Annotated in this window: 17 protein-coding genes; 14 read left to right on the top strand and 3 right to left on the bottom strand. The window is 70.0% G+C overall.

The features are described from left to right. Positions 1–32 precede the first annotated feature (32 nt). On the top strand, positions 33–569 hold the full coding sequence (locus ACFU53_RS20290; RefSeq protein ID WP_383993975.1) for a GNAT family N-acetyltransferase: 537 nt from the start codon (positions 33–35) through the stop codon (positions 567–569). Here the strand turns inward: ACFU53_RS20290 and ACFU53_RS20295 are convergent. Continuing rightward, positions 545–1,141, bottom strand: a complete 597-nt coding sequence (locus ACFU53_RS20295) for an adenylosuccinate lyase (RefSeq protein ID WP_383993978.1) — start codon at positions 1,139–1,141, stop codon at positions 545–547. The genes ACFU53_RS20290 and ACFU53_RS20295 overlap by 25 nt on opposite strands. A gap of 373 nt (positions 1,142–1,514) precedes the next feature. On the opposite strand from ACFU53_RS20295, the gene ACFU53_RS20300 reads away from it, so the two are divergent. The 9 genes from ACFU53_RS20300 to pssA all read left to right on the top strand — a co-directional run bounded on the left by ACFU53_RS20300 (position 1,515) and on the right by pssA (position 12,597). Continuing rightward, entirely contained in the window at positions 1,515–3,329 is a 1,815-nt protein-coding gene (locus ACFU53_RS20300) for a 3-hydroxyacyl-CoA dehydrogenase family protein (protein ID WP_383993981.1), read from the top strand. A 196-nt stretch (positions 3,330–3,525) separates the two neighbouring features. Then, the gene (locus tag ACFU53_RS20305) at positions 3,526–4,353 is read left to right on the top strand and encodes a TetR family transcriptional regulator (protein WP_383993984.1); all 828 of its coding nucleotides are present in this window, start codon (positions 3,526–3,528) and stop codon (positions 4,351–4,353) included. A gap of 417 nt (positions 4,354–4,770) precedes the next feature. Next, complete coding sequence (gene ccrA / locus ACFU53_RS20310) at positions 4,771–6,138, top strand: crotonyl-CoA carboxylase/reductase (RefSeq protein WP_383994051.1); 1,368 nt, start codon at positions 4,771–4,773, stop codon at positions 6,136–6,138. Positions 6,139–6,147: 9 nt separating this feature from the next. Further along, complete coding sequence (locus ACFU53_RS20315) at positions 6,148–8,205, top strand: protein meaA (protein ID WP_383993987.1); 2,058 nt, start codon at positions 6,148–6,150, stop codon at positions 8,203–8,205. Continuing rightward, on the top strand, positions 8,202–9,161 hold the full coding sequence (locus tag ACFU53_RS20320) for an HpcH/HpaI aldolase/citrate lyase family protein (protein WP_383993990.1): 960 nt from the start codon (positions 8,202–8,204) through the stop codon (positions 9,159–9,161). Before ACFU53_RS20315 ends, ACFU53_RS20320 begins: the two co-directional genes overlap by 4 nt. Before the next feature lie 4 nt (positions 9,162–9,165). Further along, positions 9,166–9,693, top strand: a complete 528-nt coding sequence (locus ACFU53_RS20325) for a MaoC family dehydratase (protein ID WP_383993993.1) — start codon at positions 9,166–9,168, stop codon at positions 9,691–9,693. A 2-nt stretch (positions 9,694–9,695) separates the two neighbouring features. Beyond that, complete coding sequence (locus ACFU53_RS20330; RefSeq protein WP_383993996.1) at positions 9,696–10,901, top strand: acyl-CoA dehydrogenase family protein; 1,206 nt, start codon at positions 9,696–9,698, stop codon at positions 10,899–10,901. A 180-nt stretch (positions 10,902–11,081) separates the two neighbouring features. Further along, positions 11,082–11,738 (top strand): phosphatidylserine decarboxylase, encoded by a 657-nt coding sequence (locus ACFU53_RS20335; RefSeq protein WP_086749063.1) that lies wholly within the window; start codon positions 11,082–11,084, stop codon positions 11,736–11,738. A 37-nt stretch (positions 11,739–11,775) separates the two neighbouring features. Then, complete coding sequence (gene pssA / locus ACFU53_RS20340) at positions 11,776–12,597, top strand: CDP-diacylglycerol--serine O-phosphatidyltransferase (RefSeq protein ID WP_383994054.1); 822 nt, start codon at positions 11,776–11,778, stop codon at positions 12,595–12,597. 204 nt (positions 12,598–12,801) lie between these two features. Here the strand turns inward: pssA and ACFU53_RS20345 are convergent, their stop codons facing one another. Beyond that, entirely contained in the window at positions 12,802–13,920 is a 1,119-nt protein-coding gene (locus tag ACFU53_RS20345; protein ID WP_383994057.1) for a glycerate kinase, read from the bottom strand. Positions 13,921–14,261: 341 nt separating this feature from the next. Between ACFU53_RS20345 and ACFU53_RS20350 the strand changes: the two genes are divergently transcribed. The 4 genes from ACFU53_RS20350 to ACFU53_RS20365 all read left to right on the top strand — a co-directional run bounded on the left by ACFU53_RS20350 (position 14,262) and on the right by ACFU53_RS20365 (position 19,644). Further along, the gene (locus tag ACFU53_RS20350; RefSeq protein ID WP_383994000.1) at positions 14,262–15,359 is read left to right on the top strand and encodes an ADP-ribosylglycohydrolase family protein; all 1,098 of its coding nucleotides are present in this window, start codon (positions 14,262–14,264) and stop codon (positions 15,357–15,359) included. A gap of 65 nt (positions 15,360–15,424) precedes the next feature. Beyond that, positions 15,425–15,916, top strand: a complete 492-nt coding sequence (locus ACFU53_RS20355; RefSeq protein WP_383994004.1) for an NUDIX domain-containing protein — start codon at positions 15,425–15,427, stop codon at positions 15,914–15,916. A 415-nt stretch (positions 15,917–16,331) separates the two neighbouring features. Continuing rightward, positions 16,332–18,836: a PQQ-binding-like beta-propeller repeat protein gene (locus ACFU53_RS20360; protein ID WP_383994007.1), complete on the top strand. Its 2,505-nt coding sequence runs from the start codon at positions 16,332–16,334 to the stop codon at positions 18,834–18,836. 82 nt (positions 18,837–18,918) lie between these two features. Continuing rightward, the gene (locus ACFU53_RS20365; RefSeq protein ID WP_383994010.1) at positions 18,919–19,644 is read left to right on the top strand and encodes an NAD-dependent deacetylase; all 726 of its coding nucleotides are present in this window, start codon (positions 18,919–18,921) and stop codon (positions 19,642–19,644) included. A gap of 20 nt (positions 19,645–19,664) precedes the next feature. On the opposite strand, the gene ACFU53_RS20370 is transcribed toward ACFU53_RS20365, so the two are convergent. After that, on the bottom strand, positions 19,665–20,192 hold the full coding sequence (locus ACFU53_RS20370; RefSeq protein WP_383994013.1) for a methylated-DNA--[protein]-cysteine S-methyltransferase: 528 nt from the start codon (positions 20,190–20,192) through the stop codon (positions 19,665–19,667). Positions 20,193–20,220 lie beyond the last annotated feature (28 nt).

Consider the following 20,220-nt stretch of genomic DNA (forward strand, 5'->3'; position numbering starts at 1 on the left):
CCCGACCCCTCCGTCCCCATTAGTGTGCCGCCATGAACGACACCCTCCACGACCTCCGCATACGCGAGATGGCCTTCGCCGACTGCCGCCCCGTCGCCGAGATCCGGGTAGGCGGCTGGCAGACCGCGTACGCGGGGCTCGTACCGCAGTCGTACCTCGACGCGATGGACGTGGAGGAGGACGCCGAGAAGCGCCGCGTGATGCTCTCGAAGGCCGACAACCCCGTGGTCAACCTGATCGCCGAGCGGGCCGGGGAGATCGTCGGCTGGGCGGCGTACGGCCCCTACCGCGACGGCGAAGTCCGCACCGAGGACGCCGAGTTGTACGCGATCTACCTACGGCCGGGACACTTCGGCGCCGGAGTGGGCACCGCCCTGCTGAGGACATCCACCGAGCGCTGCGAGGCCGCCGGACACGGCCGCATGCTCCTGTGGGTCCTGAAGGCGAACACCCGGGCCCGCCGCTTCTACGAACACCACGGCTTCACCGCGGACGGCGCCGAGGAGCCCTTCGAGGTGAACGGGGTCGAGGTGCCCGAGGTTCGTTACGTGCGGGAACTCGGCGACTGACGTTGCTGGGGGATGCGCGCCAACGCACGCACCGCCGCCTCCGCGAGCGTCGGATGCGCCAGGGCCTCGTTCAGTACGGTCCTGGCCCGGGCGTCGCCCAGAGTCCCCAGTCCGTCCACGCACGCGAGCGCCACCCGGCGATACGGATCGTGCGGTCTGAGGCGGCGCTGGAGCGTGGTGATCAGCGCCGGGACGGATTCAGGGGCGCGGAGCTCGACGAGTAGGCGTACCGGATGCAAGGCGTAGGCGACGCGGAGTTCGTTGGTCGCGAGAGCGGCCGCCGCGCGGGCGGTGCGGGGGTCTCCGAGCCGGGAGAGGGCGTATGCCGCGGAAGCACATCGCACGGGATCCCGGTGATTGAGCAACAGGACAAGTGACTCGAAGGCCCGGCGGTCCCCCCCGACGCCCAACCGGAACGCGGCCACCTCCCGCGCCCACAACGGCTTTCCGAGCTCGGTCAGCACGGCCGCCAGCTCGTCCGTGGACTCGGTCGTGACGAGCCGCTCGTATCCCGCCGTACCCCCCGACTCGCTCCGCACACGCTCCGTGAGTGATCGCAACTCCTCGTCCATGTCATCGAGCGTACGGGCGCGTGGCGCACTTGGGGGACGTACGTCACAAACACGGGGGCTGGCGCGCTCGTTACCCACCGGTTAAGCTCAGACGAGCGAGATACCCACTCGTGTTCGCTCGCGACGGTTTGGTGACGCAGCCGTTGTGAGCACAGTCGGTTCGGTACCTGGAGTACCAGTACGGCTCGGCCTCGGGACAGGGCCGGTCGGTTCAGCCGTTCCCCCTGGGCGTGTGCACGCCCGCGGCGACGGCACCGGGCGTGTGCGTTCATCAGCCCGGCACCACCAACACCCGCACTCCACGCGCTGCTTGCGCGCTCTTCGCGTACCCGCGGCGTTTCCCTCAGTCGTCACACTCATCTGGAGTCCCGCGATGGCCACTCCCCTTTCCGACTCGTCGCTGTCCCCGCAGTCCCCGTTCAAGACGATCGCCGTGGTCGGCCTCGGCACCATGGGCACCGGTATCGCCGAAGTGCTGGCCCGCGCCGGCCGCGAGGTCGTCGGCATCGACATCAGCGAGGCCGCCGCCGCCCGCGCCGTCGCCGCACTGGAGGCCGCGACCGAGCGTGGCGTGACCCGTGGGCGCATCACCGAGCACGAGCGCGGCGACGTCCTCGCCCGCTTCCGCACCTTCACCGACCTCCAGGCGGCGGCCGACGCCGACCTGGTGATCGAGGTGGTTCCGGAGTCGTACGAGATCAAGCAGCAGGTCTTCCGTGAGCTGGACGCGATCGTGCGCCCGGAGGCCGTCCTCGCCACCGGCACCAACGCCCTGTCGGTGACGCGGCTGGCCGCCGAGTCGGCGCGTCCGGAGCGGGTGCTCGGGCTGCACTTCTTCAACCCGGCGCCCGCGATGAAGCTGGTCGAGGTCGTCTCCTCGGTGCTGACCGCGCCCCAGGCCGTCGCCTCGGTCACGGATCTCGCCCTCGACCTGGGCAAGGAGCCCGTCGCGGTCGGCGACCGGCCCGGTTTCGTCGCCGACGGGCTGCTGTTCGGCTACCTCAACCAGGCCGCCGCGATGTACGAGGCCAAGTACGCCTCCCGCGAGGACATCGACGCGGCGATGCGGCTCGGCTGCGGCCTGCCGATGGGCCCGCTGGCACTGCTGGACCTGATCGGCGTCGACACCGCGCGGACGGTCCTGGAGGCCATGTACGCGGCCTCGCACGACCGGCTGCACGCCCCGGCGCCGATCCTCAAGCAGCTCAGCGAGGCGGGCCTGACCGGACGCAAGTCGGGGCGCGGCTTCTACTCGTACGAGGCCCCCGGCTCCGCCACCGTCGTGCGGGACTCGCTGACGCCGCCGGAGGGGGCCGCCACGGCCCCCGGCCGCACCGTCCGCTCGGTGGGTGTCGCGGGCTCCGGGACCATGGCCTCCGGGATCGCCGAGGTGTTCGCGAAGGCCGGGTACGAGGTCGTGCTGGCCGCCCGCAGCGAGGAGAAGGCGCAGGCCGCGAAGGCCCGCATCGGCAAGTCGCTCGCGCGCTCCGTCGACAAGGGGCGGATGACGGGGGAGGCCGCCGCCGAGACCCTGGACCGGATCACCCCGGCGGGTTCCTACGACGCCTTCGCGGACGTCGACCTGGCGCTGGAGGCCGTGGCCGAGGACCTGGAGGTCAAGCGGCAGCTGTTCGCGACCTTCGACAAGGTCTGCAAACCGGGCGCGATCCTCGCCACCACCACCTCCTCACTGCCCGTCGTCGCCTGCGCCCGCGCCACCTCGCGCCCGCAGGACGTGATCGGCATGCACTTCTTCAATCCGGCGCCGGCGATGAAGCTGGTCGAGGTGGTTCGCACGGTCCTGACCGCCGACGACGTGCACGCCACCGTGCGGGAACTGTGCGCGAAGGTCCGCAAGCACCCGGTGGACTGCGGCGACCGCGCCGGTTTCATCGTGAACGCGTTGCTGTTCCCCTACCTGAACAACGCGATCAAGATGGTCGAGGAGCACTACGCGACGCTGGACGACATCGACGCGGCCATGAAGCTGGGCGGCGGCTACCCGATGGGTCCGTTCGAACTGCTGGACGTGGTCGGGCTGGACGTCTCGCTGGCCATCGAGAAGGTCCTGCACCGCGAGTTCCGCGACCCGGGGCTGGCCCCGGCGCCGCTGCTGGAGCACCTGGTGGCCGCGGGCTGCCTCGGCCGCAAGACGGGCCGTGGCTTCCGCGAATATGCCAAGCGCTGAGCGTCCGGGCGACGGGGGCGGAGCGGGTACGGACCGGAACGGCTACGCGGCCTCGGGCACGGACTGGGGCGGGCTGCTCGATCCGGGCAGCCGTCCGCCACCCGCCGGCTCCGCCGCTCCCCCGCCCGCCAACCTGGCCATCCCCCTGTCCCAGGGGGGCGGGGGGATGGCCGGACGTGCGCACTCTCCTGCACGGATGCAGTACGTTCGGGGCATGTCCCAGCCCGCCAAGTCCTCACGTACACCAGCTGCGCCCGACGCTCCGGAGAGCGCCGCGGGGAGTCGTGCCGCCGCCCAACGCCTCAAGATGCGCCGGGAACTGGCGGCCGCGGCCATGGAGCTGTTCTCGACCAAGGGGTACGAGGCGACCACCGTCGACGAGATCGCGGCGGCGGCCGGGGTCGCCCGCCGCACTTTCTTCCGCCACTTCCGCTCCAAGGAAGAGGCGATCTTCCCGGACCACGACGACACTCTGATCCGCGCGGAGGCGGTGCTCAACGCGGCGCCCCAGCACGAGCACCCGCTCGACACGGTGTGCCGCGGTATCAAGGAAGTCATGAAGATGTACGCGGCCCGGCCGGAGATCTCGGTCGCCCGCTACAAGCTGACCCGTGAGGTCCCCACCCTCCGGGAGGCGGAGATCGCCTCCGTGGCCCGCTACGAGCGCCTCTTCACCCGCTATCTGCTGGGCCACTTCGACGAGCACGCCCACCACGACGCCGGCAACGACGACCCGCTGCTCGCCGAGGTGGCCGCGTCGGCGGTCGTCACCGCGCACAACCACGTACTGCGCCGGTGGCTCAGATCCGGCGGGCAGGGCGATGTCGAGACGCAGCTCGACCACGCCTTCGCCATCGTCCGCAGGACGTTCGGCACGGGCATCGGCGCGGGCCGCACCCTGGCACCCGAGCCGGCCGCCACGACGGCCTCCGCCCACGGCGAGGTCCTGGTGACCGTCGCCCGCACGGACGCCCCCCTCGACGAGGTCATGCGGGCCATCGAAGAGGCGCTCCGGGACCGCTGAAGCCCCGCTTCAAACCCCGATTTACTCATCGGTAACTGTGAGGACGGCCACCCCACCGGGTGGCCGTTTTGGCATGTCAGGGGCCCTTTTCTACCACTCGCCTGATCGATCATCGCTCACGTGTTACGTAAAGATTTCACCTGAGCGAACTTTCTGGCACTCGGTGCCTTGCGGGGTGACACGGCGTGCCATACGTTGAAGGAGTCCGGGCGGCCGGCGTGCAGAGAACCTTCGTACGTCGGCTGTCCCCGCAAACCACGGTCTGCGCGCCCGGACGCCTGCGTCACAGGCACCCTTCCGCGCCACAAAGCGCCGCCGTAGCACCACCTCCGCCGAACCGACGGCATCACTCTCCCAGCTCAGCACCCGACGCAACCCTCAGCAGCGTCTTCCCTCAGGACGCTCGTCGCCGGAGGCATCACCGTGAAGGAAATCCTGGACGCGATCCAGTCGCAGACCGTGACATCGAGCGGCTCCGCCGCGGTCACGTCCGCCGACTTCGCCGCTCTGCCGCTCCCCGAGTCGTACCGCGCGATCACCGTGCACAAGGACGAGACGGAGATGTTCGCGGGCCTCACCACCCGCGACAAGGACCCCCGCAAGTCGATCCACCTGGACGATGTTCCGCTCCCGGAGCTCGGCCCGGGCGAGGCCCTGGTCGCCGTCATGGCCTCCTCGGTCAACTACAACTCCGTGTGGACCTCGATCTTCGAGCCGCTGTCCACCTTCGGCTTCCTGGAGCGCTACGGAAAGCTCTCCGAGCTGACCAGGCGCCACGACCTGCCGTACCACATCATCGGCTCCGACCTCGCGGGCGTCGTCCTGCGCACCGGCCCCGGCGTCAACGCCTGGCGGCCCGGCGACGAGGTCGTCGCGCACTGCCTGAGCGTGGAGCTGGAGTCGTCCGACGGTCACAACGACACGATGCTCGACCCCGAGCAGCGGATCTGGGGCTTCGAGACCAACTTCGGCGGTCTCGCCGAGATCGCGCTCGTCAAGTCCAACCAGCTGATGCCGAAGCCGGACCACCTCAGCTGGGAGGAGGCCGCCGCCCCGGGTCTGGTGAACTCCACCGCGTACCGGCAGCTGGTCTCCCGCAACGGCGCCGGCATGAAGCAGGGCGACAACGTGCTGATCTGGGGCGCCAGCGGCGGCCTCGGCTCGTACGCCACCCAGTTCGCCCTGGCCGGTGGCGCCAACCCGATCTGTGTCGTCTCCAGCGAGCAGAAGGCCGGCATCTGCCGGGCCATGGGCGCCGAGGCGATCATCGACCGCACCGCCGAGGACTACAAGTTCTGGAAGGACGAGCACACCCAGGACCCGAAGGAGTGGAAGCGCTTCGGCAAGCGCATCCGCGAACTCACCGGCGGCGAGGACGTCGACATCGTCTTCGAGCACCCGGGCCGCGAGACCTTCGGCGCCTCGGTCTACGTCACCCGCAAGGGCGGCACGATCGTCACCTGCGCCTCGACGTCGGGGTACAACCACGAGTACGACAACCGCTACCTGTGGATGTCGCTGAAGCGGATCATCGGCTCGCACTTCGCGAACTACCGCGAGGCCTGGGAGGCCAACCGCCTCATCGCCAAGGGCAAGATCCACCCGACGCTGTCGAAGGTCTACTCCCTGGAGGAGACCGGGCAGGCCGCGTACGACGTGCACCGCAACCTCCACCAGGGCAAGGTCGGCGTCCTCGCGCTGGCCCCCGAGGAGGGCCTCGGCGTGCGCGACCACGAGAAGCGCGCCCAGCACATCGACGCCATCAACCGCTTCCGGAACATCTGAGGGCCAAAGATGAGTGAGCGTCAGCCCGCCGAAGGCAGGCAAGCGAAGGACCGGCCGTGGCTCATGCGCACGTACGCCGGTCACTCCACGGCCGAGGCGTCCAACGAGTTGTACCGGCGCAACCTCGCCAAGGGGCAGACGGGCCTGTCGGTCGCGTTCGACCTGCCGACCCAGACCGGCTACGACTCCGACCACGTCCTCGCCCGCGGCGAGGTCGGCCGGGTCGGGGTCCCGGTGGCCCATCTCGGTGACATGCGCAGGCTGTTCCAGGACATCCCCCTGGAGCAGATGAACACCTCGATGACCATCAACGCCACCGCCATGTGGCTGCTGGCGCTCTACCAGGTCGTCGCGGAGGAGCAAGGTCTCGACGCGGAGGCCATCTCCCAGCTCCAGGGGACGACCCAGAACGACATCGTCAAGGAGTACCTGTCGCGGGGCACCCATGTGTTCCCGCCGGTGCCCTCCCTCCGGCTGACGACGGACATGATCGCGTACACGGTCTCCCACATGCCGAAGTGGAACCCGATCAACATCTGCAGCTACCACCTGCAGGAGGCGGGCGCCACTCCGGTCCAGGAGATCGCGTACGCGATGTCCACGGCGATCGCGGTGCTGGACGCCGTGCGTGACTCCGGCCAGGTGCCGCAGGAGCGCATGGGCGACGTCGTCGCCCGTATCTCCTTCTTCGTGAACGCGGGTGTCCGCTTCGTCGAGGAGATGTGCAAGATGCGGGCGTTCGGCCGCATCTGGGACCGGATCACCCGCGAGCGGTACGGCATCGAGAACCCCAAGCAGCGGCGTTTCCGGTACGGCGTCCAGGTCAACTCCCTCGGTCTGACCGAGGCGCAGCCGGAGAACAACGTCCAGCGGATCGTGCTCGAGATGCTGGCCGTGACGCTCTCCAAGGACGCGCGGGCACGAGCCGTCCAGCTGCCGGCCTGGAACGAGGCCCTCGGCCTCCCCCGGCCGTGGGACCAGCAGTGGTCGCTGCGGATCCAGCAGGTGCTGGCGCACGAGAGCGATCTGCTGGAGTACGAGGACATCTTCGAGGGCTCGCACGTCATCGAGGCGAAGGTGACCCAGCTGGTCGAGGAGTCGTTCGCCGAGATCGAGCGGATCCAGGAGATGGGTGGCGCGATGGCCGCCGTCGAGTCCGGCTACCTCAAGTCGCAGCTGGTCTCCTCGCACGCCGAGCGCCGGGCCCGGATCGAGTCGGGCCAGGAGAAGATCGTCGGCGTCAACATCTTCGAGTCGACGGAGCCGAACCCGCTGACCGCCGACCTGGACGCGGCGATCCAGACGGTCGACCCGGCGGTCGAGGCCCGGGTGATCAAGTCCCTCCAGAACTGGCGCGACACCCGCTACCAGCCGCCCTTCAACCACCCGCGCCCGTGCAAGGCGCTGGAGCGGCTGAAGGAGGCCGCGAAGGGCACCGACAACCTCATGGAGGCCACCCTGGAGTGCGCCCGCGCCGGGGTCACGACCGGCGAGTGGTCCGGGGCCCTCCGCGAGGTGTTCGGGGAGTTCCGGGCACCGACCGGAGTGTCGTCGGCACCGGTGGCCGTCTCCGCCGAGGAGGGCTCGGCCATGTCGGAGGTCCGCCGCAAGGTGGACCTGACGGCGAAGGACCTGAACGTCGGCAAGCTCCGCTTCCTGGTCGGCAAGCCGGGCCTGGACGGGCACTCCAACGGGGCCGAGCAGATCGCCGTGCGGGCCCGTGACGCGGGCTTCGAGGTGGTCTACCAGGGCATCCGGCTCACCCCGGAGCAGATCGTGGACGCGGCCCTCGCCGAGGACGTGCACGCGGTCGGTCTTTCCATCCTCTCCGGCTCGCACGCCCAGCTGGTCCCGGACGTGCTGGAGCGGCTTCGTGTGGCCGGTGCCACAGACATACCTGTCATCGCCGGTGGGATCATCCCCCATGGCGACGCCGAACAGCTCAGGGCTGCGGGCGTGGCCGCGGTCTTCACCCCGAAGGACTTCGACATCACCGGAATCATCGGCCGCATCGTCGACGAGATCCGGAAAGCGAACAAGCTCGACCCCCTGGAGGTCCCCGCATGACCGTCAACCGTCTGCGTCCGCGCCGCTCGTGTCTCGCGGTCCCCGGAAGCAACCCCCGCTTCCTGGAGAAGGCGCAGGGCCTCCCGGCGGACCAGGTCTTCCTCGACCTGGAGGATGCCTGCGCCCCCCTCGCCAAGCCAGAGGCGCGGCACACCATCGTCAAGTTCCTCAACGAGGGCGACTGGGCCGGCAAGACGCGGGTCGTGCGCGTCAACGACTGGACGACGGAGTGGACGTACCGCGACGTCGTGACCGTTGTCGAGGGCGCGGGCCAGAACCTCGACTGCATCATGCTGCCGAAGGTGCAGACCGCCCAGCAGGTCGTCGCCCTCGACCTCCTGCTGACCCAGATCGAGAAGACCATGGGCTTCGAGGTCGGGAAGATCGGCATCGAGGCGCAGATCGAGAACGCGCAGGGCCTCAACAACGTCAACGAGATCGCCACGGCCTCCCCGCGCGTCGAGACGATCATCTTCGGCCCGGCCGACTTCATGGCATCGATCAACATGAAGTCGCTGGTCGTGGGCGAGCAGCCGCCCGGCTACCCGGCGGACGCCTACCACTACATCCTGATGAAGATCCTGATGGCCGCCCGAGCCAACAACCTCCAGGCGATCGACGGCCCCTACCTGCAGATCCGCAATGTCGACGGCTACCGCGAGGTCGCGCGGCGCGCCGCCGCGCTGGGCTTCGACGGCAAGTGGGTGCTGCACCCGGGCCAGGTCGACGCGTCCAACGAGATCTTCTCGCCCTCGCAGGAAGACTTCGACCACGCCGAGCTGATCCTGGACGCGTACGACTACTGCACGTCCGAGGCGGGCGGCAAGAAGGGCTCGGCGATGCTCGGCGACGAGATGATCGACGAGGCCAGCCGCAAGATGGCCCTGGTCATCTCCGGCAAGGGCCGCGCCGCCGGCATGCAGCGCACCAGCAAGTTCGAGATTCCGGAGGCGTAAGGCCATGCAGTTCGGGCGCACCTACGAGGAGTTCGAGGTCGGGGCGGTGTACAAGCACTGGCCCGGGAAGACGGTCACGGAGTACGACGACCACCTCTTCTGTCTTCTCACCATGAACCACCACCCGCTCCACATGGACAGCAACTACGCCGAGAAGACGACCGATTTCGGCAAGAACGTCGTGGTCGGGAACTACATCTACTCGCTGCTGCTGGGCATGTCCGTGCCGGACGTCTCCGGCAAGGCGATCGCCAACCTGGAGATCGAGTCGCTGAAGCACGTGGCGCCGACCTTCCACGGCGACACGATCTACGGCGAGACGACCGTGCTCGACAAGTGGCCGTCGAAGTCGAAGAACGACCGCGGCATCGTCCACGTCGAGACCAAGGGCTACAAGCAGGACGGCACGCTGGTGTGCGTGTTCCGCCGCAAGGTCATGGTGCCGACCGAGACGTACATCAAGGAGCGCGGCGGCGAGCAGCCGGGCCGCCCCGAGCTGCTGGACAATTCAAAGCGAGAGCAGGAGAAGTAGCCATGGCGCGACTCGCCCAGACCGCAGGTCTGACCGACATCCAGCAGGAGATCCTCGCCACCGTCCGCGACTTCGTGGACAAGGAGATCATCCCGGTCGCGACCGAGCTGGAGCACCGCGACGAGTACCCGCAGGCGATCGTCGACGGGCTGAAGGAACTGGGTCTGTTCGGCCTGATGATCCCCGAGGAGTACGGCGGCCTGGGCGAGTCCCTCCTCACGTACGCGCTGTGCGTGGAGGAGATCGCCCGGGGCTGGATGTCCGTGTCCGGGATCATCAACACGCACTTCATCGTGGCGTACATGCTCAAGCAGCACGGCACACAGGAGCAGAAGGACCACTTCCTGCCGAGGATGGCGGCCGGTGACATCCGGGGCGCCTTCTCGATGTCGGAGCCGGCGCTCGGTTCCGATGTGTCGGCGATCACATCGAAGGCGGTCAAGGACGGCGACGAGTACGTCCTGAACGGTCAGAAGATGTGGCTGACGAACGGCGGAACGTCAACACTCGTCGCCGTACTCGTCCGCAGTGACGAAGGACACCCCGAGGGGACCGCCCCCCACAAGTCCATGACGACTTTCCTGATCGAGAAGGAGGCCGGTTTCGGAGAGGTCCGCCCCGGCCTCACCATTCCCGGGAAGATCGACAAGATGGGCTACAAGGGCGTCGACACGACCGAGCTCATCATGGACGGACTGCGCATTCCGGCCAATCGTGTACTCGGCGGCGCCACCGGCCGAGGGTTTTACCAAATGATGGACGGCGTCGAGGTCGGCCGGGTGAATGTCGCCGCACGTGGCTGCGGTGTCGCTCAGCGTGCATTCGAACTGGGTGTCCAGTACGCCCAGCAGCGCCACACTTTCGGTAAGCCGATCGCCCAGCACCAGGCGATCCAGTTCAAGCTGGCCGAGATGGCTACCAAGGTCGAGGCCGCCCATGCGATGATGGTGAACGCAGCACGCAAAAAGGACTCGGGCGAACGAAACGACCTCGAAGCAGGGATGGCGAAGTACCTCGCCTCCGAATACTGCAAAGAAGTCGTCGAGGACGCTTTCCGGATCCACGGCGGTTACGGCTTCTCCAAGGAGTACGAGATCGAGCGCCTCTACCGTGAGGCGCCGATGCTGCTGATCGGCGAAGGCACCGCCGAAATCCAGAAAATGATCATCGGTCGCCGGCTGCTCGAAGAGTATCGATTCCAGGGCTAGCCAGGGGTCGGGTGTCCGGTTCGGGGTGTTTTCTTCGAGAAGAAGATCACACCCCGTCAGCACTCTTCGGTCGTCGACTCGGCTTCCTGGCTTGCCCAGTTGCGGGCCGCGACCGGTACGATTCCCGGAAAGCCGCCGTCCCCAGTCACCGCGCGGCATCGTCCGCTACGAAGGTCATCCATGCCCCACAGCCAAACCTCTGCACCACGCGACAGCCTCGTTGGCGTACGGCTCGCGCGCGGAGCATCGCCGTGGCTTCTCCCGACCGTCGCCACCGCAGCACTCAGTCTCGCCCGTTCGCGCCGCTCCGGCGCGGCCCGAGCCGTGGCCGTACCCGCCACCGCGCTGGCGGCGGGCATGCTGTGGTTCTTCCGCGACCCCGAGCGTGAGATCGCCCAGGGCCGGGTCATCTCGCCCGCCGACGGAGTGGTGCAGAGCATCATGCCGTGGAAGGACGGCCGTACCCGCGTCGCGATCTTCATGAGCCCGCTCAACGTCCACGTCAACCGCGCGCCGCTCTCCGGCACCGTGACGTCGGTCGAGCACATCCCGGGCGGGTTCGTACCGGCGTTCAACAAGGAGAGCGAGAACAACGAGCGCGTCGTCTGGCACTTCGACACCGAACTCGGTGACATCGAGATGATCCAGATCGCCGGCGCCGTGGCTCGCCGCATCGTCCCGTACATCCCCGAGGGCACCAAGGTCGAGCAGGGTGACCGGATCGGGCTGATCCGCTTCGGCTCGCGCGTCGACATCTACCTGCCCGAGGGCGTGGAGATCGACGTCGAGGTGGGTCAGAAGACCGTGGCTGGGGTGACTCGCATTGACCGTGACTGATCCGGAGACCCAGCCCGGCCAGACCGGGACCGGTTGGGTGCCTGACGCCGACGAGGTGGAGGACGACGCGGAGGAGATGCCGCTGTCACTCCGCCTGTCGATAGCGGACACCCTCACCCTGGGCAACGCCACGTGCGGCTTCATGGCGGTGTACTTCACCACCACGGGCATTCTGATCCCGCACCTCACCGGCAGCCAGGAGTCGGGCATGGCCCGCCACAGCGCGGCCACGGCCGTGATCCTGATGCTGTGCGCGGCGATCTTCGACCTGTTCGACGGGCTGGTGGCGCGCAAGCTCCGCTCCTCGCCGATGGGCGCGGAGCTGGACAACCTCTCCGACCTGATCAGCTTCGGCCTGGCGCCGGCGTACTTCGTCCTCGTCTACGGCATGGTCGCGGACGACGCGCACCAGCGGGTGGCCGCGGTGGGCGCGATCGTCGTGCTGCTGGCCGTGGTGCTGAGGCTCGCGAGATTCTCCTGCGTGACGGTCAAGGACGGCACCTTCCAGGGCATGCCGTCGCCGTTCGGCGCGCTGACCGTCGTGTCGATCGTGCTCCTGGAGCTGCCCTTCGTGGCGACCCTCCTGGCGATCATCGGCACGGCATGGCTGATGGTGAGCCGGGTCGAGTACCCGAAGCCGCGGGGTCCCCTCGCGGTGGCGATGCTCTCCTGGATCGTCCTCTCCATGGGGCTGCTGATGGCCTGGGCCTTCGACGCCCCCGGCGGCCAGCTCCTCCTCCAGACCGGCTGCGCCCTGCAGCTCGTCCTGGGCGCGGTGATCCCCCTCTTCGCCACGGCGCGGCGGGTGAACAACTTCCGCGACAACAGGCGCGAGGCGCGTGCCGCGCAACTGCCGTAACGCTCCGCTGTGGGGCCCCGGACCTGATTGGGTACGGGGCCCTTCGCGTTTCAGGGGTATCCGCGGGTGGGTGGGGGCTGGTCACGCAGTTCCCCGCGCCACTGAAAGACCCGGCCCTGCGGGCCGAAAAGTACGGGGCACAGCCCCTGGGGACCGGGACGCCGACTGGGACGGGTAGGGGCGGCGGGGGCGAGGAAAGGCTCGTCAGGTCAGGAAGTCCCGGCCGATCCGTTCCGCCACGGCCTCCAGAATCGGCCCCGGATCGGCGATGCACCGCTTCACGTCGGGCTCGACATCGGTCAGCGGATAGGCACGGCGGATGCCGGCCCGGCCCAGCGCCTCCGGCGGCAGCGCGAGCCGCCCACACACCGCCACCACCTCCTTGCCGACGGCACGCGCGGCCGCGGCGACCCCGGCGGGAGCCTTCCCATGAAGGGTCTGCTCATCGAGGGACCCCTCGCCGGTGATGACGAGCGTGGCCTTCTCCAGCGCCCCCGCAAAACCCAGGACGTCGAGCATGACCTCGATGCCGGGCCTGAACCGCGCACCGAGGATCAGGGCGCCGTAGCCGATACCGCCGGCCGCACCCGCTCCGGGAGCGAGAGCGTGCTCGGCGGCACGCTCCACGGCCGTCTCCTCCAGGACGGCCGCGAAGTGGGCCAGGGCCTCGTCCAGCACCGCCACGTCCTCGGGGCTCGCGCCCTTCTGCGGCCCGTACACGGCGGGGGCGCCCTTCGGACCCGTCAGCGGGTTGTCGACATCACTGGCCAGGACGAGGTCGACCGACGCGAGCCGCTCGTCGAGGCCCGACAGGTCCGCCGTCACCAGGTCGCGCAGGCCTCCGCCCCCGGGGGCGACCGGTTCCCCGGCGGCGTCCAGGAAGCGCGCGCCGAGCGCGGCGAGCATGCCCGCGCCGCCGTCCGTCGTGGCGCTGCCGCCGACGCCGAACACGATCGAGCGGGCGCCCGCGTCGAGCGCGGCGCGCAGCAGCTCGCCGGAGCCGTACGTGGAGGCCGTGAGCGGCGCGAAGACCCCGGCGGGGAGCCGCTGCAACCCGCTCGCCTCGGCCATCTCGACGACGGCGGTGTCGCCGCGCAGCGCGTAGGCGGCGACGACGGGCTCACCGAGCGGCCCGCCGACCCGTACTTCGTGTCGTTCGAAACCGGCCGCGACCGCCGCGGCCACCGTGCCGTCGCCGCCGTCGGCGACCGGCAGCGCCTCGACCTCCAGGTCGGGCAGGACCCGGCGCAGGCCCGCCGTGATCCGCTCGGCGACCTGAACGGCCGTCAGTGTGCCCTTGAACTTGTCCGCGGCGATCAGCACCCGCGGGATTGCCGTGTCCGTGTCGATCCCGTCCGCTGCGGCGTTCGCCACCTTGCGTTCCCCTCGCTCATCGAGCCTTGCGCACGTCAAGGCAGTCGCGCCGCTGCGACCCTAACGGGCCCGGCCCCCGTACGTCATGCCCCGTCCCGCCCACCGAACACCGCGCGGCACCGCGGACGGACCCGAGAGCGGCCCCCTGACACCGCAGGCAGGCCGGGGAGCCCCGACACCGTACGCCGGTGGTCTCGCCACCCGTCGTTCGTGGCGTCGCCGCCCGCCACACCCCCACCCGTGCGCCGACCCCCGAGCGGCCGTGCCCGGAATCGGGTAGACCTTCCACCATGACGCCCACGACCGCCACGGCCCGCACGCCCCCTGTGGGCACCGAACTCGCCGACCGCGTTCTCGGGGGCTGGCTGGGCCGGATCGCGGGGAACATGCTCGGGAAGCCGGTCGAGCAGGGGGACCTGTGGACGCGGGAGCGCATCGACCGCTATCTGCGACAGGCCGGGGCCCTGCCGCTCACCGACTACCTCCCGGAGCCGGCCACCGAGAGCGACGGGCTCGCGCTGCGGCCGGAGTGGCGGAGTTGCGTACGCGGCCGGATCCACGGCAGCTGCCGCGACGACGACGTCGACTACGCGATCCTCGGGCTCCACCTCCTGGAGACGCGCGGTTTCGGCTTCAGCACCGAGCAGGTGGGCGATCTGTGGCTGCTGCGGCTGCCGTATCTGCAGACGTTCACGGCGGAGCGGGCGGCCTACCGCAACCTCGCCAATGGTCTGAAGCCACCGCTGACCGCCACGTACGACAACCCGTACCAGGAGTGGATCGGCGCCCTCATCCGCGCCGACGTCCATGGCTGGACCTGCCCGGGGCTGCCCCGGCGCGCAGCCTCGCTGGCCCGGCGCGACGCGGTGCTCTCGCACACCGGCAACGGGGTGTACGGCGCCATGTGGGCGGCGGCGCTGATCGCGGCGGCTTTCACGGCGCCGGGGGTGCGGGCGGCCGTGGACGAGGCGTTGGCGGTGATCCCGGCGAGCAGCCGCCTCGCCCGGACCGTGCGGCGGGTCACCTCCCTGCACGACACCGGGTTGAGCTGGGAGGACACGCTCACAACCGTGGGCGAGGAGACGGCCGGGCTGGGCTGGATCCATGTCGTGCCGAACGCCGCGGTGCTCACCGCCGGACTGCTGTACGGCGGGGGCGACTTCACCCGGACGATCGCGCTGACCGTCCGCGGCGGCCTGGACACCGACTCGAACGGGGCCACCGCCGGTTCGGTGGCGGGTGTGCTGTGCGGGGCGGCGGCGATCCCGGGCCGGTGGAAGGACCCGTTGGAGGACACCGTGCGCAGCGCCGTGTTCGGCTTCGACGGGGTGCGTATCAGCGAACTCGCGGAGCGCACGGTGCGGCTGGCCGAGGCCTCCGGCTCCTGAGCGCCGGTCGATCCGCTCCCCGGGCGCCGATTTTCCGCCCTTTGGGGGCCATCTACCCTTCCTGGATGACCTTTCCAGACTTTGCCGCGTACATCGCGAGCCTGCCCCGTGTCCTCGCCGGCGCCGCCGCGGTCTTCCGGGACGTTGATGGGCGGGTGCTGCTCGTCGAGCCCAACTACCGCGAGGGATGGGCGCTTCCGGGCGGGACGATCGAGTCGGACGACGGGGAGACCCCGAGGCAGGGCGCGCGGCGCGAGACCCTGGAGGAGATCGGGCTGGACGTCGAGCTGGGACGGCTGCTCGCCGTGGACTGGGTGCACGGGGTGGGGCGGCCGCCGCTGGTGGCGTACGTGTACGACGGCGGGGTGCTCGCCGAGGAGGATCTGAAGCGGATCCGGTTGCAGGAGGAGGAGCTGCTCTCCTGGCGGCTCGTCCCGCGCGCCGAACTCACCGGGTATCTCCCGGGGACGCTCGGCCTGCGGGTGCTCGCCGCCCTCGCCGCACTGTCGGACGGCACGGGTACGGTCGAGCTGGAGAACGGCAACCGGGTGGACTGATATGGCGAAGGGCCGGCGGCGGACCAGCGAAGATCAGCCACGGCGGTGCCGCTTGACTGCCGCCCACCGCTTACAGGAGTCACCTGACATCGCGTCAACTCCCCTTGTACAGAACGTGAGAAGGTTGACCCCTTCACTTAATAGAAGTTTAAAGCGCTGGCTGAAAACGCTGCCCGTTCGTCACTCCAGCATCTAGGCTGACGTCAACCCCGTCCGAGCGATCGCGCCCCGTGGCCTCGCTCGGGAACCGGGGCAGCACTCGGGACACCCGTGACCGCGGCCCGAGCGCGGGCCGTGGCTCCGGGAGATCCGGAGCACCTGGGGGAACGGTCACCGGGAGCCGCCCGGAGCAGTCGGTCTCCCCCCACCCGCGGGCCGTTTCACGCCCGTCATCACCGAACAGGCAGCTGAGGTCATGGAACCACTGGGCTCAGACGATCCCGAGGAGCTAGGTCCCTACCGTCTCGTGGCGCGGCTCGGCGCAGGAGGGATGGGACGGGTCTATCTGGCGCGCTCCCCGCAAGGGCGGATCCTCGCGGTCAAGGCGATCCGTCCCGAGCTGATGGGGGACAAGAACTTCCGCCTCCGCTTCCGCCGGGAGGTGGAGGCCGCCGGAGCCGTCGGCGGCAGATACACCGCACCCGTGGTGGACGCCGACCCGGAGGGCCCCATCCCGTGGCTGGCCACGGACTACATCGCCGGTCCCACCCTGGCCGAGGCGGTCGCCGCGCACGGCCCGCTCCCGGTGGAGTCGGTGCTCGTGCTGGGCGCCGGTATCGCCGAGGCGCTGATCTCGGTGCAGGCCGCCGGGCTGGTGCACCGCGACCTCAAGCCGTCCAACGTGTTGCTCGCCGCCGACGGCCCGCGCGTCATCGACTTCGGCATCGTCCGGGCGAGCGACGGTTACGACCTCACCCGCTCCGGCGCCCTCTTCGGCTCCTTCGAGTACATGTGCCCCGAGCAGGCCACGGGCGAGCCGCTGGGCCCCGAGGGGGACGTCTTCTCGCTGGGCTCGGTGCTCACGTTCGCCGCGGCCGGGCACGCGCCGTTCAGCGGCACCGCGGCGGCCACGCTCCTCTACCAGGTCGTGCACAGCGCACCCGACCTGACGGGCGTGCCCGAGCCGTTGGACAAGATCATCAACCTCTGTCTCACCAAGGACCCCCGGCTGCGCATCACCCCCGACAAGCTGGCCGCGGCCTGCGCGCCCGCCGGCGTGGAGCAGATGACGGGCGACGGCTGGCTGCCCCCGTCGGTGGCCTCCTCGATCGCCCTCCGCGCGGCGGCGGTGAAGACCCTGGACACCACGCCGTACACCGAGGTCACGTTCCCCTCCGCCGGGACCGGCCCGGAGCCGGACACGTATGGCCCGGACCGGTCGCCGCACGGCCGCGACAAGGGCCGGGCGGCCTCCACCCAGGACAAGGACCGGGCGGCGTACGACTACCAGCAGGAACGTGCCGCCCACACCCCACAGCGGGACCTGGCCGCCTACGACTCGCAGCAGAGCCGGGCCGCGTACGACTTCGAGCAGGACCAGGCATCCCGCGCCACGGAAACCCCGTCGACCTCCTATTCCGGCCGCCCGTACGACGGCTCCGGGCACCCGGGCAGGCGGGCCGAGGTGCCGCCGGCCGGCAGGACCGGCAGCGAGCCGCCGGGGGCGGAGCCCTACTCCCGTGCGGAGCCCTACTCCGCTCCTGAGGAGCCGGAACCGTACCGCCACGTCGGCGGGCATCGCCGCGCCGTACCGCGGCCCGGTCCGTCCCGGCGTACGGTCCTCACCGTGTCGGCCGGCTCCGCCACCGCCGCCGTCGGTGCCGCCCTGGTGCTCGGCCGGCCGGAGAAGCCGGCCGTGCGGTCCACGGAACCCGCGGGCCCGGCCCCGAAGCCGCTGTGGACGTACCGCGGCGGCCCGCTGCTCCAGGCTCCCGCCGTCTTCAACGACGGCACGGCCCTGCTGAAGACCCGCCCGGGTGACATGGTCTGCCTCGACCTCAAGGACGGCACCCGGCCCAAATGGGTCTACGAGGGCATCAGCCAGTCGCCCACTCCGACCGTGCTGGCCTTCGACGCCGCGATCGCGCTCGGTGAGGGGGCGACGGTGATCGGCGTCGACCCGGTCGACGGGACGGAACGTTTCACCATCGACTTCGGGCCGGACTTCCGGTTCAACACGCTGCTCGGCGCCACCGACGACCGGGCCGTCTCCGTCATCGGTGTCCGGCTCCAGCGGGAGTCCGACGAGCAGGGCGTTGCGACGTCCACGGACACGGTGTTCGGCGTCGACCTCGCGGGCCGCCGCGCCGAGGTCATCCCCATCAGCCCGGAGGACGTCGGTGTCCGGCTGGCGCCGGTCATGATCTCCGGGTTCTTCGTCTACGCCGACGGCCTGCGCAATATCACCGCCCGCAGCACCGAAGGTTCCGGCGTCGTGTGGCGGCACCCCGTCGGCTACGACCTCCGGCCCGGCCTCGCCGTGCTCAACCGCACGGTGTTCGCCATCGGCCAGGAACTCGAGGCCCTGAACCTCACCACCGGCAAACTGCGCTGGCGGATGAAGCCCGAGCGCGGCATGTTCGCCTCTCTCGGCGGCTACGGCAACACGGTCTACGTCACCGGCACCGACCCCGCCGGCGTGTACGCCTTCAACGCCGGGACCGGCGCCCGCCGTTGGTTCTGCCCCACGCCGCGCCTCAACATCGACCAACCCATCACCGCGGGCCCCGACGCCGTCTACGTCCCCGCCTACCAGAACAGGAACGGCATCTACGCGATCGGCGCCGCCAAGGGCCGACTCCTGTGGAACTTCACCGACGGCGTGGAGACCGGCGTCAACGACTGGCAGCTCGCCTGCGACCACAGCGGCGTCCTGGTCGCCCAGCACTACGACCGCACATACGGCCTGCCGGCCCCCTGACACCCCCGCGGCCGGGGTGCCGCACCGGACCCCGCCCCGATATCCGCTCGCCCCGACCGAACAGCCGACCTACCCTCACCCCATGAACAAGCCCCTCGTCGCCATCCTCAGTGGCGCAGGCATCTCCACCGACTCCGGCATCCCCGACTACCGAGGCCCGAACGGGCTGTGGCGGCGGGATCCGGAGGCCGAGAAGCTGGTGACGTACGAGTACTACATGGGCGATCCGGAGATCCGTCGGCGGTCGTGGCAGATGCGGCGGCAGAACCGGACGCTGAAGGCGGAGCCGAACGTGGCGCACCGGGCGGTGGCCGAGCTGGAGCGGTCCGGGGTGCCGGTGCGGGTGATCACGCAGAACGTGGACGGGCTGCACCAGCTCGCCGGGATGCCGGCCCGCAAGGTCCTCGAACTCCACGGCACCGCACGGTCCGTGGTGTGCGTCAAGTGCCATGCCCGGGCGCCGATGGAGGACGCCCTCGCCCGGGTCGAGGCCGGCGAGGACGACCCGCCCTGCCTGAAGTGCGGCGGCGTGCTGAAGTCCGCCACCGTGATGTTCGGCGAGCGCCTCGATCCGGTGGTGCTCGGCGAGGCGGTCGCGATCACCAAGGCCTGCCAGGTCTTCATCGCCGTCGGCACCAGCCTCCAGGTCCAGCCCGCCGCCGGGGTCGCCGCCGACCACGGGGCACGCCTGACCATCGTCAACGCCGAGCCGACCCCGTACGACGAACTGGCGGACGAAATCGTACGGGAGCCGATCGGGACCGCGCTGCCGGAGGTGCTGCGGGGGATCGGCGCCGCGAGCGCCTGACAGGCCGGGGGACGTGCATCTCAGAAGAGAGCCGTCCCCCGTTCGAAGTCCAGCAGGCGCTGCTTGCGCTCCACTCCGCCGCCGTAGCCGGTGAGGCTGCCGTCAGAGCCGACCACGCGGTGGCAGGGGACGATGATGCCGACGGGGTTCTTGCCGTTCGCCAGGCCGACCGCACGGGACGCCTTGGGGTTGCCGAGGAGGCCCGCGAGATCGCCGTACGAGCGGGTCTCGCCGTAGGGGATCCGCGCGAGCTGTTCCCAGACCAGGCGCTGGAACGGGGTTCCGTGCAGACGGAGTTCGAGGGTGAACTCCTTCAACTCGCCCGCGAAATAGGCCTCCAGCTGTTCCTGCGACTCGCCGAAGAGCATGTCGTCGCGTCCGCCGAAACTCTCCTCCAGCGGGCGGTGGCGCTGGTCGGTCATGTAGAGCCCGCACAGGACACCGTCGTCGGCGACGAGGGTGAGGGGGCCGTAGGGGCTGTCGATGACGGTGTGCCGCTTCTGCTGCTTCAGCTGCTTCAGCTGCTTCAACTGCTTCAACTGCTTCATGGGAGATCCTTGGAGAGATGTATCTGCC

Origin of the sequence: Streptomyces sp. NPDC057474 (assembly GCF_042802555.1) — a bacterium.
Lineage (GTDB): Bacteria > Actinomycetota > Actinomycetes > Streptomycetales > Streptomycetaceae > Streptomyces.

What these genes read in the sequence shown, in the direction of transcription:
- ACFU53_RS20320 (WP_383993990.1), top strand. Translation starts at nt 8,202, where the DNA reads ATGACCGTCAACCGTCTGCGTCCGCGCCGCTCGTGTCTCGCGGTCCCC.
- ACFU53_RS20350 (WP_383994000.1), top strand. Translation starts at nt 14,262, where the DNA reads ATGACGCCCACGACCGCCACGGCCCGCACGCCCCCTGTGGGCACCGAA.
- ACFU53_RS20315 (WP_383993987.1), top strand. Translation starts at nt 6,148, where the DNA reads ATGAGTGAGCGTCAGCCCGCCGAAGGCAGGCAAGCGAAGGACCGGCCG.
- ACFU53_RS20355 (WP_383994004.1), top strand. Translation starts at nt 15,425, where the DNA reads ATGACCTTTCCAGACTTTGCCGCGTACATCGCGAGCCTGCCCCGTGTC.
- ACFU53_RS20360 (WP_383994007.1), top strand. Translation starts at nt 16,332, where the DNA reads ATGGAACCACTGGGCTCAGACGATCCCGAGGAGCTAGGTCCCTACCGT.
- ACFU53_RS20330 (WP_383993996.1), top strand. Translation starts at nt 9,696, where the DNA reads ATGGCGCGACTCGCCCAGACCGCAGGTCTGACCGACATCCAGCAGGAG.
- ACFU53_RS20295 (WP_383993978.1), bottom strand. Translation starts at nt 1,141, where the DNA reads ATGGACGAGGAGTTGCGATCACTCACGGAGCGTGTGCGGAGCGAGTCG.
- ACFU53_RS20305 (WP_383993984.1), top strand. Translation starts at nt 3,526, where the DNA reads ATGCAGTACGTTCGGGGCATGTCCCAGCCCGCCAAGTCCTCACGTACA.
- ACFU53_RS20365 (WP_383994010.1), top strand. Translation starts at nt 18,919, where the DNA reads ATGAACAAGCCCCTCGTCGCCATCCTCAGTGGCGCAGGCATCTCCACC.
- ACFU53_RS20290 (WP_383993975.1), top strand. Translation starts at nt 33, where the DNA reads ATGAACGACACCCTCCACGACCTCCGCATACGCGAGATGGCCTTCGCC.
- ACFU53_RS20370 (WP_383994013.1), bottom strand. Translation starts at nt 20,192, where the DNA reads ATGAAGCAGTTGAAGCAGTTGAAGCAGCTGAAGCAGCTGAAGCAGCAG.
- ACFU53_RS20300 (WP_383993981.1), top strand. Translation starts at nt 1,515, where the DNA reads ATGGCCACTCCCCTTTCCGACTCGTCGCTGTCCCCGCAGTCCCCGTTC.
- ACFU53_RS20335 (WP_086749063.1), top strand. Translation starts at nt 11,082, where the DNA reads ATGCCCCACAGCCAAACCTCTGCACCACGCGACAGCCTCGTTGGCGTA.
- ACFU53_RS20325 (WP_383993993.1), top strand. Translation starts at nt 9,166, where the DNA reads ATGCAGTTCGGGCGCACCTACGAGGAGTTCGAGGTCGGGGCGGTGTAC.